Origin of the sequence: Gluconobacter aidae, from assembly GCF_009547075.1 — a bacterium.
Lineage (GTDB): Bacteria > Pseudomonadota > Alphaproteobacteria > Acetobacterales > Acetobacteraceae > Gluconobacter > Gluconobacter aidae.
Genome location: NZ_WIPH01000013.1, coordinates 55198 through 69038, shown reverse-complemented (window position 1 = coordinate 69038; position 13841 = coordinate 55198). Strand labels below are relative to the sequence as shown.

The following is a 13841-nucleotide window of genomic DNA, read 5'->3' as shown; positions in this document are numbered from 1 at the left end:
GTGATATGGATCAAAAACTGAACCTCCTGACGAAAATGTCAACAGGATCTGTTTTCAATTGTGATGGTGTCATATAATCTATTGCCATATCAACAGATGAGGTGTCAGCAGAAATGGCTGTCCAGTACGATCCGTCCATTCTTCGGGACAGCAGTTTTCATGACATGGGGCTGACCTTTCATGTTCTGCGACTGTCGAGCCTGTGGAGGGCGCAGCTGGACCGTCTCCTGCGGCCCGAGGGCATGACGCTCGCGACCATGCGGCCCATGGCGTACCTGATGGTGATGGGAAGCGGGATGAAGCAGAGCGATCTGGCGTCCGTCATAGGCGTGGACAGTTCCGCGCTCGTGCGGGTTCTCGATCATCTGGGGCGGGAAGGACTGATCTCGCGGAAGCCCGATCCGCAGGACCGTCGCTCCAACCTTCTGGTTCTCACGGAAGCCGGGTGCGAGCGGTGCCGTCAGTTCCATCGCATCGCGGCGGATCTGGAAGCCCGTCTGACCGACGGCCTGCCTTCGGATGCCGTGGCGCTGCTGCGTAGCCAGCTTGGCATGATGGAAGGGAAATTTTCCCTCTCCGGTTTCTCTTCCCCCTGATTTTCCGGGCCTTTCATGCGCAATCCTTTTCGCCAGATTCTTCTTTTCGACCGCAATAGCGCGCGGTGGCGGAATTTCGTCTCCACGGCGGCTTTTACGGCCCGGGTATTCCTGTCCATCGGCATTGCGCTCTTCCTCGCGTTCCTGATCCAGCTGGAATCGCCGATGAGTACGGTCACGACTGTCCTGATCGTCGCGAACCCGACCGTGGGCGCGCTCGTCTCAAAGAGTGTGTGGCGCATGACCGGAACAGTGATCGGCGCGGCGCTGAGCACGGCGGTCATGGCCATGTTCGTGCAGTCCGCCGTCCTGTATTTCATGGCGCTTTCGGCCTTTGTGGGCCTGGCCTGCATGACGGCGACATGTCTGCGGTATTTCCGGGCCTATGCGGCGGTTCTGACGGGTTACACGATCATCATCGTGGCCGTGCCGGCGTTTTCCCATCCCGAAAACATTTTCCTGTCCGCAATGATGCGGGTGTCGGACGTGGCGCTTGGGATCGTGGTGACGGCGGCGGTTTTCATGGTGACGTCCCCGCGTCGGCGTCAGGGTACGATGGACGCGCTTTCGGGGGCGTTCCGCGAGACGATCCGCCATGCTCTGGTGTTTCATGAGGGATTGATGAACCGCTCCGGGGCGCGGTCCGCTCCGGGCTCGGAACCTGTGCGGACCGAAGGGGCTTTCAGGAGCCTTCCGCAGACAATCTATGACGGGCGGCAGCGTCTGCTGGGACAACTGGCACGGCTTGGACCTGCTATTGAATACGCCGCGACGGATAACCCCGACATTCATGCCGGAGTGCGGGGATACCGGCTCGCCGTCAGTCGCATGACGGGGCTTGTGGCATCCTATCATCCATACTGGCGCAATCTGAGAGCCGCAAACCCGCTCTCGGCGCCTGTTCATCGCGAAATCCACGATACGCTGACCCGGCTGCTCGCCCTGACGGAAACCGCCGGGTGGATCAAGCGGCCGGGGGAGGCTCTGGCCTGCCTGGAAGAGTCGCTCATGCGGCTTGAGGTTCTGGAGGGGGCTGCGACATCGCCTGCGCTCCAGGCATCCGTTGATAATGTTCGTGACATTCTCCTTCAGCTCCGTGAGACGGTGCTGGACCTGTCCAGTCCGCGCGGTCCGCATGTCCGCATCCGGGTACGGCCTTATCTGGAATGGATGTCGGCGATCTATAACGGGCTGCGCGGGATGCTGATCGCCTTTCTGGCTTGCATGATCTGGTACATCACCTATTTTCCGACCGGGCCGATGATGATCATGTATGTGGTGGCGGCATCGAGCCTGATGTCCACGATGCCATCCGCGGCCCGGGCCAGTCTGCCCATGGCGATCGGGACTGCGCTATCGGTTCCGGCCTGCTGGCTGTGCCATATCGCAGCACTTCCCCGTGTGGACGGGTATCCGATGCTCTGGCTGTCGGTCTGCGCCTGCATGCTGCCGGGCGTGTGGCTCCAGTTCCATCCGCGTTATGGCGTGGGGGCCTTCGGCTATACGGTCTTTCTGGCCATGCAGCTGATGATAACGAACAGCATGGTTCCCGACGACATCACGCTCATCAATACCTGGCTGGCCATCCTGATGGGCTGTGCTCTGCTGGTTCTGGTGTTCCGGGTAATCATGCCGGCCGACCAGCGGCTTTATGCCTCACGGCTCGTCATTTCCCTTGGTCGCAGCCTTCAGAGCCTTTCAGCCCGGCCGACAGGGAAAGTGCCGACCTGGATGGTGTGGGAAGGAACGCAGATCCAGAAAGTGTCCATTCTGCTCATGCGGCTGTCTCTGGTCACATCTCCGATCGACCGTCAGGGCTATGTGGATGGCGCGTTTGCCGCCTTGTCCCTTGGGCGCCTGCTGATCCGCCTGCGGCAGGCCGTGGAGCCGGCGGGACTGAGTGCTCACGAGAGAGAGGCTCTGGATATGGCGCTTGCGTCATTCAGAACCCTGCGACGGAATCCTGTCGGGACGGCCGCGTCTCTCATGTCAGCCGCGGGGCTGATCGGGGCGGGCGAGGCTTCCGGGATGGAAGGGCTGTATCGGGTCCGTCTGGTGTCATGTCTGGAACAGAGTGCTCATATCATCGACAGTATTCCGGGCTTTTTCCATGCGGATGGCCCGTTGCATCTCTGGTATGACGAGCGGGGTCCTGCGACTCTGGTTGCGGTCAATCCGGCGCGGTGAGGATCAGGGTGTTGTCCGCTCGCGGATGACGTCCAGCGAGAGGGAAGCGGCTTCGAGAATATGCTGCTTCGTCAGGCGGCCGAGTTCCTCGCCGTTGCGGGCGCGGCAGGCCTGAAGGATCTGGAAATGTTCGGCGTCGGTCGCGGCTTTCCGCCCCGGCAGTTCCAGATGGGCGCGGATATAACGGTCGAGCCGGGAATGAAGGTCGTGGATCATGCCATACAGCCTCGGGCGCTGCGCCGCGGCATAGATGGCGCCGTGAAACTCCCAGTTCAGACGGCCGGACTGTTCCATGCCCTGTGCGCCGCCTGTTCCGCTGACAAAGGCCTCATAGGCGTCCTCGATCCGCGCCAGATCGACACGGGTGAGGGACGTCATCGCCAGACCGGCGGCCATGCTTTCCAGCGAGGCGCGGATGTCCGAATATTCCAGGATATCCGCCTCGCTCAGTCCGGTGACCACGGCGCCGCGATGGGGCAGGAAGGCAATCAGGCCCTCCGCCTCAAGCTGTTTGAGGGCTTCGCGGACCGGAATGGTCGAGACGCCGAAGTTGCGGGCAAGCTCCGACTGTCGCATCGGCTGACCATCGGTCAGGATGCCGTCCGTGATGGCACGGCGCAGGGCGTCCGCGATTTCGAGCGAGGCCGAGCCGCTTTTCGTATCAACAGGTGTAAAGTTCGGCTCGGCAGCGCGCATGGGGTCGTCCGTCAGTTGGGGCAGTCCTCTTAGCATGATCGTAACGAACGATCATGCCGGCTATCATCATTATCCGATGGTCATCAGGCTGGCATTGCCGCCCGCGGCCGTGGTGTTCGTGCTGACGACCTTTTCCTGAAGCACCCATTCAGGCCGGACCGGGCTTTTCGCGTCAAGCATGTAGAGCTGAACGATCATACCCGAACGCGACAGGGCCGCACGGGCCTGTTCCGCCATCTGCTTTTCTTCCGGAGACGCAAGGATCGTCCGGCATCCCGCGACACGCCCGCCCTGCGTGCGGCGGATATGCAGTGCAAGCGCATTGGGAAGGTCGGACACCCAGTCCGAAGCCACATTCGGCCCCTGAACGAAGGCCGTGTTTCCACCGCTGAGGGCAAGGCCCACGGCGCGAAGCATGGTCTCGCGGTCGCTGGCGATGCATAGGACGGCGCCACGCGGCAGGAGCTGATACAGGTTGGTTTCGCCGACCGGGCCGGGCAGTTCGCGCGTAGTGCCGCACATGCCATGCTGCATGGCGTCCACGATTGTCTGATAGAGCGGGAAGCTTGTCCGCATCAGCCAGGACAGGAAGAGCCGTGCGGGCTCTGGCAACTCCTGGTTTTCCCAGTCCGTATGGGCCGGGGCGGTGCTCATGAGGCGACGCAGGATCAGCGGGCCACCGGCTTTCGGCCCCGTGCCCGACAGCTTTTCGCCGCCGAAAGGCTGGCTGCCTACAACCGCGCCGACCATGTTGCGGTTGACGTAGAGGTTTCCGGCTTCGATGCGCGAGGTGACATGCGCCATGCGGCTTTCGATCCGGGTATGGAGCCCGAAGGTCAGGCCGTAGCCGGACTGGTTGATGGCGTTGATGAGAGCTTCGAAGTCACTGGAGGCGAAACGCAGGACATGCAGGACCGGTCCGAAGACTTCGCCCTTGAGGTCCGCCAGACTGTCGATCTCGATGATCGTCGGGGCGATGAATGTGCCGTTTGATGCCGTGTCCGGAAGGGGAAGGGACCAGACGGCACGGTTCCGCGCACGGGATGCGTCGATATAGGTCTGGATGCCGGAGCGAGCTTCGGCGGAAATGACGGGGCCGATATCGGTGTGCAGTTCCGCCGGATTGCCGATGCGCAGTTCTTCCACGGCACCGCGAAGCATGGTCAGGACGCGATCGGCGCAGTCTTCCTGCACGCACAGGACACGCAGGGCGGAACAGCGCTGGCCCGCGCTGTCGAAGGCCGAGACCAGAACGTCCGAGACCACCTGTTCGGTCAGGGCGGAACTGTCCACGATCATGGCGTTCTGGCCGCCGGTTTCGGCCACGAACGGAACGGGCTGCCCGTCCGCGTCGGTGCGCCCGGCCAGAGCACTGGCGATCAGGCCGGCCACGGCGGTGGAACCGGTGAACATCACGCCGGCGATCCGGCTGTCGGCTACGAGTGCGGCACCGGTCTCGCCTGCGCCGGGAACGAGACGCAGCACATTTTCCGGTAGCCCAGCCTCGCGCAGAAGGGAAACGGCACGCAGGGCGATGAAGGGTGTTTCCTCTGCCGGTTTTGCGACGACCGTGTTGCCAGCCGCCAGTGCGACCGCGACCTGTCCCAGGAAAATGGCGAGGGGGAAGTTCCACGGGCTGATACAGGCAACGACGCCAAGCGGTGCGCTGCTGCCGTTCTGGCCCGTTTCGCGGGCCTGAACGGCGTAATACCGCAGAAAATCAACGGCCTCGCGGACTTCGGAGAGCGCATTGGCGTAGGACTTGCCGGCTTCGCGGACCAGAAGGGCCATCAGTTCGCTCTGATGCTCTTCCAGCAGATCCGCCGCGCGATCGAGCTTGGTGCTTCGTGCGTCGGCGGAAAGAGCGGCCCATGCCGCGCCTTCGCTTTCGGCGGCATCAATGCCCTTGCGGACATCCTCTTCGGTTCCGAAACGGATACTGCCGATCCTGTCCGAATGGTTGGACGGATTGCGGATCTCCTGCGTCTCACCCGAGCAGGACAGGTCTTCCTGCGTCTGTTTCCCGGAGGCGCAGACAGCTTCGGCCAGGGCCGTGACGGTATGTTCGTCGGTCAGATCGAGGCCGCGGGAATTGGTGCGTTCGGGCGCGAACAGGTCTTTCGGAAGGGCAATGGCCGGATGGGAGGCACCCGGCGGCTGGACGGCTTTTGCGAGCGCGACCGGATCGGCGATCAGGGTCTCGATCGGCAGGCTTTCGTCGCCGATCTGGTTGACGAAGGACGAGTTGGCGCCGTTTTCCAGCAGGCGGCGCACCAGATAGGCCAGCAGCGTCTCATGCGAGCCGACGGGGGCATAGACCCGGCACGGGCGGTTGAGTTTCTGCGGGCCGACGACTTCGTTATAGAGCGTCTCGCCCATGCCGTGGAGGCACTGGAACTCGTAGTCGCCGATCTGGAAGTTCAGACCCGCCAGCGTGTAGATCGTGGCCAGCGTGCGGGCGTTGTGGGTCGCGAACTGCGGGAAGACCACATCGCGCGCCGCCAGGAGCTTTTTCGCGCAGGCGATATAGCTGACATCCGTGTAGCATTTGCGCGTGTAGACCGGGAAATCCGTCTGGCCTTCGACCTGCGCTTTCTTGATTTCACTGTCCCAGTACGCGCCCTTCACCAGACGGATCATGAGGCGATGTCCGCTGCGGCGGCCGAGGTCGATCAGATAGTCCAGAACCTTCGGTGCGCGGCGTCCATAAGCCTGCACGACGATCCCGATGCCGTTCCAGCCGTCCAGTTCCGGGCAGTGGCACAGGTCTTCGATCAGGTCGAGCGAGAGGTCCAGACGTTCGCTTTCTTCGGCGTCGATATTGATGCCGATGTCATAGCGGCGGGCCTGAATGACGAGGTCTTTCAGCGTCTGGCCGAGTTCCTTCAGGACGCGCTCGCGCTGGGCGAAGGCATAGCGAGGGTGCAGGGCCGAGAGCTTGATGGAAATCCCGGCCTTCTCATAGACATTCGCACCGCGTGCGGTCTGGCCGATCACGTCGATTGCGCGCTCGTAGTCGCGGCGGTAGCGCAGGGCGTCGGCTTCCGTCATCGCGGCTTCGCCGAGCATGTCGTAGGAATATTTGAAGCCGCGGTCTTCGGGTTCCGTGCTGACCTTGCGGGCTTCCTCGATGGTTTCGCCGATGACGAACTGCTCTCCCATCATGCGCATGGCGATGTCGAGCGCATGGCGGACCAGCGGCTGTCCGCCACGTCCGACGAGGCGGAACAGCGCGGCAGCAAGTCCTTCATCCGTGTCGTTGGTCAGCTTGCCGGTCAGCATCAGCCCCCAGGAGGCCGCATTCACGAAAACGGATTTTTTGCCGCCGACATGGGACAGCCAGTCTCCGGTGCCGATCCGGTCGCGGATCAGGGCGTCGCGTGTGGCGGCATCCGGAATGCGCAGGAGTGCTTCGGCCAGACACATCAGGGAAACGCCCTCGGCGGAGGACAGCGAGAACTCCTGCACCAGCGCCTCAACGCCCCCCGGGCGACGTTGCGCGCGCAGGGAGCGGGTCAGATGGCGGGCGACGTCAAACGTGTTCTGCTGTTCCGTTTCGGTCAGCGTGGCCTGTTCGATCAGGGGAAGGATGCATTCCGCTTCGGGTCTGCGCATATCTGCGGCGATGGCCTGACGAAGGGAGGAGCGGACAGGATAGGACGGCACAAAAGTTGACATGGACTCAGCCTCGGACACGACACGCGATCTGAGTCCTATAATCATATACGATCCTGATTAAAATATATGAAATGAGGGTCAGATCATTTTTATGGCGTATCTTTGAATCCGAAACATTCGTGCCATGTCGGGAGTGCGCTACCACCGCGAAGAGGGGATGCCTCGTACACGCCCCGGGCGATGGCGCGGGCCGTGACCTGTGTGGCGGCATGGAGGATTTCGGTCCATTCCTGAGCAGGCGGAGCAGGCTTTCCGCAGGTCGAGACCCCGATCATGGCGTCCCCGTCCAGAGGCAGATGGGCTGGAAACACGCCGCGCGCCACGCCGTCCTGTGCCAGAATGGCGAGGCGTTTCGCCTGTGTCTTGGTGAGTGTGGCATCGGTGGCGATGAGGCCGATCGTGGTGCCGGTGACGGAGGCCCACTTGGAACGCAGGCGCAAATCCTCTGCGCTCAGATGTGCTGGCATGCCCAGACCGCCGAATTCGTCCCCCTGCTCGAAAGGCGCGCTCCAGAAATGGGGGCCGTCCCCGATCGTGGCCGTGCCGACCGCATTAACGGCGACCAGCGCGGCCACGCGGTGCCCGGCAGGTGTGATCGCGCTCGCCGAACCCAGTCCCCCGCGCAGCGTGGCGGTCGTCGCGCCGGTGCCTGCGCCAGCCGTGCCCAGTGCGAAAGCGCCGCTTCGGGCGCTGGTCGCGGCCTGATGGCCCATTTCGGCATAGGGCGAATAGCGGCCCCATGTCGTCTGTCCGCCCGCAGGAAGATCGTAAAGACTGGCCTGCACGACGATGGGCACGCGGATGGTGCCCGGCGGCAGCGGCGCGTTGTCGAATTGCTCGCGCAGCCAGCCCTGAACCCCGGTTGTCGCGTCCAGCCCATAGGTCGATCCGCCTGACAGGACGACCGCATGGATATGCCCGACCATGTTTTCCGGCTCCAGCAGCGCGGTTTCCCGCAGGGCTGGTGCGCCGCCCGGGAAGCTGCCGGAAGCGATGACGGGGCGATCGAACAGGATCGCCGTCACGCCCGTGCGCAGGGTCAGGTCCTGACTATGGCCGACGCGGATGTCGGGAATGTCGGTGAGAAGGTTCAGGCTGGTCATGACGCCTCGCGGGTCAGTAGGTGTTTTCAAGAAGCGCCTTCGTGGCGGGCTGGACGGGCGTATCCAGAATATCGGACGCCGGGCCGGATTCCACGATCCGGCCCTGATCCAGAACGGCGATATGGTGCGACAGATGGCGGATGACGGCCAGATCGTGACTGACGAAAACATATGACAGTCCCTGCCGCTTCTGAAGATCGAGCAGCAGGTTCAGGACGATGGCCTGTGTGGAGACATCCAGCGCCGAGACGGCTTCATCGGCGATGATGACGCAAGGGCGTGTCATCAGGGCGCGGGCGATGGCGATCCGCTGCTTCTGGCCGCCGGAAAAGGTTCTCGGGTAGCGGTGGGTGATATCGGCGGAAAGGCCGACGTCCTGAAGGGCTGTGCGGATGCGTGCGTCCCGATCCGGGACGGGGCCGAGAGCTTCCCCCACGATATCACCGATCGTCTGGCGCGGATCGAGCGCGCCAGCCGGGTCCTGAAAGATCATCTGGATCGCAGGGCGGATTTTCTTCCGCACGGCTTCTGATGCGGTCGCGAAATCCTGCCCCTGATACAGGACCTGTCCTTCATCGGGTGCGATAAGGCCGCTGAGGATACGGCACAGGGTGGATTTTCCACTTCCCGAGGCCCCGACGATCCCGAGCGTCTGGCCTGCTTTCAGATCAAGACTGATATTTTTCAGAATGGGGGGGCGTGCAGATCGCGTGAAGGAAAAACCCTGTCGGTCTGTCCTTCCACCGGTCCTTCCATACGTCACATTCCGGGCCTGAAGGATCGGGGTCATGACGGCGTCGTAAAGACGGGCAGGGGCGTAAGCGGCGTGCGGGCCGCGCCGTGCAGGGACATGGCCAGAAGCGCCTGCGTGTAGGGATGATGTGGGGCGTCAAATACCGATGCTGTTGTGCCCTGTTCCACGCATGCCCCGTCTTTCATGACCAGAACATGATCGGCATGGCGACGCACCAGCCCGAGGTCATGGGAGATCATGAGGACGGCCATGCCCTGCGTCTCGCAACGGTGCGTTACGAGCGTCATCATCGCGGCCTGGGTCCGGGCGTCGAGGGCTGTGGTGAACTCGTCCGCGATCAGGATTTCGGGCTGGCAGGCCAGCGCCATTGCGAGCAGGACGCGCTGTCTCTGGCCGCCGGAAAGCTGATGGGGATAGGCGCGTTCGCTCACGCCAGCTTCAGACAGGCCGATCTGTTCCATAAGTGTGCGCGTTTTCGTATCGATCTCGCGACGGGAGAGCGTCGTATGAAGGCGGAATGTATCCCCGATCTGCGTCCCGATACGGCGCGTGGGATTCAGGGCCGTCATGGGCTCCTGAAAGACCATGCCCAGTCTTTTGCCCCGGATCCGGCACCAGTCCTGTTCGGAGAGCGTGGAAAGCTCAGTCTCTTCAAGCCGGATGCTGCCGTGAGCCTGAAAGCCGGGAGGCAGAAGTCCCGCCACGCCCAGTGCGAGCGTGGATTTTCCGGAGCCGGATTCCCCGGTGATGGCGAGGATCTGTCCCGCTTCAAGCGTGAAGGACACGTCATGCAGGGTCAGCCGTTCCGGGCTCTGGATGTTCAGATTCCGGACATGGAGCAGAGAACTCATGGGGTGCGCTCCTCATGGGCTGCGTCCAGAGCATCCCGCAGGCCATCCCCGAACATATTGAAGCCCAGCACGAGCAGCATGATCGTGACTCCCGGAATGGCGACCAGCAGCGGATGATCGAAGATATGGATCTGATATGACGCCAGGGCGCGTCCCAGATCCGGTCGTGGCGGCGGCGCGCCCAGACCGAGATAGGACAGTCCGGCATCGGCAAGGATCGCGAGGGCCAGCGAGGATGTCGCCTGGACCGTCAGGAGCGGCAGGATGTTGGGCAGGACGTGTCGGCGCATGATGTAAACCGGGCCATGTCCGGCCAGTCGGGATGCGGCGATATAGTCCTGAATGAGGATGGAGCGGGCCGCCTGCCGGGTGATGCGGATCTGGGCCGGGAGGCCGAACAGGGCAATGGCGAGGATCTCACCCGTGGCGGAGGCACCAAGAGCGGTGACGAGTAACGCTGCGATCAGGACAGGCGGAAAAGCCAGGCCCAGATCGGCCAGTCCCATGATGGCTATTCCCATGATGGCTCTGGCGGGTCGGGCCGCCGCGATCAGGCCGAGTGCCGTTCCCCCAATCGTGGCGAGGCAGACGGAGATCGCGGCGATCGTCACACTGTTGAAGGCTCCGGTCAGGACGTTGACCATGAGGTCGCGGCCGAAAGGATCGGTTCCGAGCGGATGCAGCAGGGACGGCGGCGCATAACGGTGCAGGACGTCGATGTACGGCGCGTGACCGCCATCGAACAGGGTTATGACGGTCGCGGGGAGGAGAACAATTCCGAGCAGAATACTCCCCGCCCGGAGCGTCCGGTTGGAACGCTCTATCATGACGGGTCGGCCTTAAGGCGCGGATCCAGCCAGCGCACGAGGAGCGTCATCAGGACATTGAGGACCATCACAGACGCGACGATCAGCATGACGAGGTTCTGCACGACGGGGATATCGCGCTGGTTGACAGCCTCCAGCAGGAGCTTTCCACAGCCTGGCAGACTGAAGACGCTCTCGACGATGATGGTTCCGGTCACGAGAACCGGAATCTGGATCCCGGCCAGGGTCAGGACGGGGATCAGTGCATTGGGCAATGCGATGCGCCACAGAGCGCCGCGTGTGCTGTAGCCCTGTGCCCGGGCCGTGCGGATAAAATCCTGCGACAGGGTCTCGATCAGGGACGAGCGCATGAAACGCGCCGTGATGGCGGCCTGCGGGATGGCGAGAGCGATGGCTGGAAGGGTGAGGGCCCTGAGCGCAGGGAGGGCACCATTATGCCAGCCCGGAAAGCCGCTGGAGGGCAGCCAGTGCAGGGTTAGGGAAAACAGGAACGTCATCATCATCGCCAGCCAGAAATCCGGGATGGATTTGAAAAGCTGGAGGAAGCCCATCAGGCCCGTATCAAGCAGTGTTCCGCGCTTTGCGCCCGCCATTACGCCGAGTGGGATGCCTGCGCCCAGAGACAGCAGCATGGCCAGAAAAATCAGGGGCAGACTGCTTTGCAGGCGTTCGCCGATCAGGCTGCCGACTGGGACGTCATAGATGTAACTCTGGCCCAGGTTGCCCCGGATGAAGGCGCTGATCCAGTGTGCGTATCGCACGGGCACGGATGATTCCAGCCCCAGTTTCTGGTGCAGGGCCGCCAGACTTTCGGGGCTTGCATCAAGTCCGAGCATGACCGCTGCGGGGTCGCCGGGCAGCAGGTTCATGGTCGCGAAAATGACGAGGCTTGCGACAACAAGAAGAACCAGCCGTTCCAGTGGGATGCGGAAAATATCCATGCCCGTCATGGCGCCCAGGAAACACCGGCGACCGGGCAGCCTGCGATGGGCTGATTGGTCCACAAGCCCCTGAGGCGCCGGTTCATGACGGTTTCGCGGGGGATCGCGAACAGGAAAACATTGGGCTCGTCCTGTGCGAGCTGTTCCTGCATCTGCACGGAAAGCTGGTGTCGCCGGACCGTATCCGCCGTCGCTTCGTACTGCTCGACGAGCCCGTGAAAGACCGGGCTGTGATAGTGGAAATAGACGGGCGTGCGGTCATAGATCGCGATGTCATGAGGTTCGGTATGGGCGATGACGGTCATGTCGAACTGGCCCTGTCCGTAAACCTGACCCAGCCATGTCGGCCATTCCACGGGCTGAAGCGTCACGATCAGCCCGACCTGTTCCAGATAGGCGGCAATGAGTTCGCTGCTGTCGCGTGCATAGCCGATGGGCGGGAAGGTCAGGGTCAGATGCGTGCCGGGTGTCACCCCCGCCTCTTGCAGCAATGCGCGGGCATGGTCCGGATCGTAGGGATAGCGGTCGGGCAGGGGGATGTAATCGGGGTCGTCCGGCGCGATATGGGATTGCAGGAGCGTTCCGTCTCCGTCGGCCACGGCCTGGATCAGCGCCTTGCGGTCAATGGCCTGTGCGATGGCCTGCCGGACGCGGAGATCACTGAACGGGCGGCGGGCGTTGTTGAGCGCGAGAATGGCCTTGAAGGGAAAGCTGCCCCGGATGACCTGCAACTGCGTATTTCCGGCAAAGCGGCTCAGGATCTCGCGGGACGGGAAAGACGGATAGGCGTCCAGCTCCCCGGCCAGCAGCGCGTTACTGGCGGACAGCGGATCGGGCATGAAGCGGAACGTCACCGATTGCAGGACCGGTCTGGCGCCCCAGTAATCCGGATTACGGGTCAGGGTCAGGTGGTCCCCGCGCCGCCATTCACCGAACACGAACGGCCCTGTGCCGACGGGATGGCTGATGTTCTGGGCCACGGACGCCGGCGAGAGAATGGCGGCGTCGTTCCAGGCGAGCTGATAGAGGAAGCTGCCGTAGGGATGCTGGAGCCGGATGCTGACATGCTGGCTGTCCGGGCATGAGATGTCGGCGATCTGGCTGAAGATGGCCCTGTGCGGGTTGGTGCTGTCCGCCGCACCGGCCCGGAGCAGGGAAAACTTTACGCTGCCGCAGGTCAGGAGCGTGCCATCATGGAAACGCACGCCGTCATGAAGCGTGAAATCATAGGTCAGGCCATCCGGCGAGACGTGCCAGTCCTGCGCCAGAAGGGGCTTGAGGGCGCCCTGTTCGTCCAGCCGCATCAGGCCTTCATAGATATTGCCGTACGTCACCATCCCGATGGCTTCGCTGGAGCCGCGCGTCGGGTCCAGGCCCGGCGGTTCGATGGCCAGACCGATCGAAAGCGTATCGCGTGCATCGGCAGCCCGTGCTGTCCCGGGGAGGTGAGATGCCGGAAAGCCGACCGCCAGAACGGTCAGGAGAATGGGCACGGTTTTCAATCAGGCGCTCCGCGAACTTGCAGCCTCAGGGCGCAGGATCACGGAAAATAGGGCCTTCGTCGTCTGAGCGAAAGGGGCTGCTGTTCGGCTGCTGTTCAGGGGCGCGGGCTCGTGCTGGCGATCCGGGCAGCGAGCTGCTCGACGAGGGTCCGGGTCAGGGCGACCTTGCCGCTGTCGGTCGTCACCGCGCCCTGTGCGATGAATGAGCCGCGACCGCGCTGAACGGGCTGGTGCTCGTCCGAGGGGATCAGTGCCCAGTCGGCGGTCAGGGCGCCCTGACCGCTGCTGTCGAGATCCAGCCGGCTGATATTGACCGCAAGACGCAGGGCCGGCGTTTCGGCCAAAGGCTGCGTGGTCACGACATAGCCTGGCCAGTCCTGTCCCAGATGGGCGGCAAGAAGGTCGGTCACGCCCTGGGACAGACGGCTTCCCCAGCGCCCGTTGGGGCTGCGGTCAAGCTGGTCGCCGTGGCGTATGAGGATATCCTGACTGTCGAGATAATCCGGGAGTGTGACATGCGACACGTTCAGGACCGGGGCCGATGCGGGCAGGGTGCCGCTGTTCTGCGCGATTGCGGGGGCGCCAAGCGTGTAGAACTGCATGGGCGGTGCGGCACAACCTGACATCAGGACGAAGGCCAGAAGGGCAGCGGATCGGGTCATGAGCCGTGTCACGGGTTTGGTCTCCGGAAGGAACAAAGGGCGGC

At 63.1% G+C, this 13841-nt stretch carries 11 protein-coding genes; 2 read left to right on the top strand and 9 right to left on the bottom strand.

Annotated features, from left to right (window positions below; translation table 11 throughout):
* Positions 1-113: 113 nt before the first annotated feature.
* Entirely contained in the window at positions 114-596 is a 483-nt protein-coding gene (locus GFJ39_RS07720; protein WP_153430792.1) for a MarR family winged helix-turn-helix transcriptional regulator, read from the top strand.
* A gap of 15 nt (positions 597-611) precedes the next feature.
* Positions 612-2783, top strand: a complete 2172-nt coding sequence (locus tag GFJ39_RS07715) for an FUSC family protein (protein WP_153430791.1) — start codon at positions 612-614, stop codon at positions 2781-2783.
* A 3-nt stretch (positions 2784-2786) separates the two neighbouring features.
* Here GFJ39_RS07715 and GFJ39_RS07710 read toward each other — a convergent pair whose 3' ends face one another.
* The 9 genes from GFJ39_RS07710 to GFJ39_RS07670 all read right to left on the bottom strand — a co-directional run bounded on the left by GFJ39_RS07710 (position 2787) and on the right by GFJ39_RS07670 (position 13797).
* Entirely contained in the window at positions 2787-3479 is a 693-nt protein-coding gene (locus GFJ39_RS07710; protein WP_153430790.1) for a GntR family transcriptional regulator, read from the bottom strand.
* 69 nt (positions 3480-3548) lie between these two features.
* Positions 3549-7157, bottom strand: coding sequence for a bifunctional proline dehydrogenase/L-glutamate gamma-semialdehyde dehydrogenase PutA (gene putA / locus GFJ39_RS07705; protein ID WP_153430789.1), 3609 nt, complete (start codon positions 7155-7157; stop codon positions 3549-3551).
* 89 nt (positions 7158-7246) lie between these two features.
* Entirely contained in the window at positions 7247-8260 is a 1014-nt protein-coding gene (locus tag GFJ39_RS07700; RefSeq protein ID WP_153430795.1) for a P1 family peptidase, read from the bottom strand.
* 13 nt (positions 8261-8273) lie between these two features.
* Positions 8274-9050: an ABC transporter ATP-binding protein gene (locus GFJ39_RS07695; RefSeq protein WP_153430788.1), complete on the bottom strand. Its 777-nt coding sequence runs from the start codon at positions 9048-9050 to the stop codon at positions 8274-8276.
* The gene (locus tag GFJ39_RS07690; protein ID WP_153430787.1) at positions 9047-9865 is read right to left on the bottom strand and encodes an ATP-binding cassette domain-containing protein; all 819 of its coding nucleotides are present in this window, start codon (positions 9863-9865) and stop codon (positions 9047-9049) included. The genes GFJ39_RS07695 and GFJ39_RS07690 overlap by 4 nt, the downstream gene beginning before the upstream one ends.
* Positions 9862-10692 (bottom strand): ABC transporter permease, encoded by an 831-nt coding sequence (locus tag GFJ39_RS07685; RefSeq protein WP_153430786.1) that lies wholly within the window; start codon positions 10690-10692, stop codon positions 9862-9864. Before GFJ39_RS07685 ends, GFJ39_RS07690 begins: the two co-directional genes overlap by 4 nt.
* Positions 10689-11642: an ABC transporter permease gene (locus GFJ39_RS07680; RefSeq protein ID WP_153430785.1), complete on the bottom strand. Its 954-nt coding sequence runs from the start codon at positions 11640-11642 to the stop codon at positions 10689-10691. Before GFJ39_RS07680 ends, GFJ39_RS07685 begins: the two co-directional genes overlap by 4 nt.
* Positions 11639-13126 (bottom strand): ABC transporter substrate-binding protein, encoded by a 1488-nt coding sequence (locus GFJ39_RS07675; protein ID WP_325062872.1) that lies wholly within the window; start codon positions 13124-13126, stop codon positions 11639-11641. Before GFJ39_RS07675 ends, GFJ39_RS07680 begins: the two co-directional genes overlap by 4 nt.
* Positions 13127-13230: 104 nt before the next feature.
* On the bottom strand, positions 13231-13797 hold the full coding sequence (locus tag GFJ39_RS07670; protein WP_153430784.1) for a PqiC family protein: 567 nt from the start codon (positions 13795-13797) through the stop codon (positions 13231-13233).
* Positions 13798-13841: the final 44 nt, after the last annotated feature.

Bases quoted from the DNA above. Each gene is read 5' to 3' on its own strand.
- GFJ39_RS07720 (WP_153430792.1), top strand. From the start codon at position 114: ATGGCTGTCCAGTACGATCCGTCCATTCTTCGGGACAGCAGTTTTCAT.
- GFJ39_RS07715 (WP_153430791.1), top strand. From the start codon at position 612: ATGCGCAATCCTTTTCGCCAGATTCTTCTTTTCGACCGCAATAGCGCG.
- GFJ39_RS07710 (WP_153430790.1), bottom strand. From the start codon at position 3,479: ATGCGCGCTGCCGAGCCGAACTTTACACCTGTTGATACGAAAAGCGGC.
- putA (WP_153430789.1), bottom strand. From the start codon at position 7,157: ATGTCAACTTTTGTGCCGTCCTATCCTGTCCGCTCCTCCCTTCGTCAG.
- GFJ39_RS07700 (WP_153430795.1), bottom strand. From the start codon at position 8,260: ATGACCAGCCTGAACCTTCTCACCGACATTCCCGACATCCGCGTCGGC.
- GFJ39_RS07695 (WP_153430788.1), bottom strand. From the start codon at position 9,050: ATGACCCCGATCCTTCAGGCCCGGAATGTGACGTATGGAAGGACCGGT.
- GFJ39_RS07690 (WP_153430787.1), bottom strand. From the start codon at position 9,865: ATGAGTTCTCTGCTCCATGTCCGGAATCTGAACATCCAGAGCCCGGAA.
- GFJ39_RS07685 (WP_153430786.1), bottom strand. From the start codon at position 10,692: ATGATAGAGCGTTCCAACCGGACGCTCCGGGCGGGGAGTATTCTGCTC.
- GFJ39_RS07680 (WP_153430785.1), bottom strand. From the start codon at position 11,642: ATGACGGGCATGGATATTTTCCGCATCCCACTGGAACGGCTGGTTCTT.
- GFJ39_RS07670 (WP_153430784.1), bottom strand. From the start codon at position 13,797: ATGACCCGATCCGCTGCCCTTCTGGCCTTCGTCCTGATGTCAGGTTGT.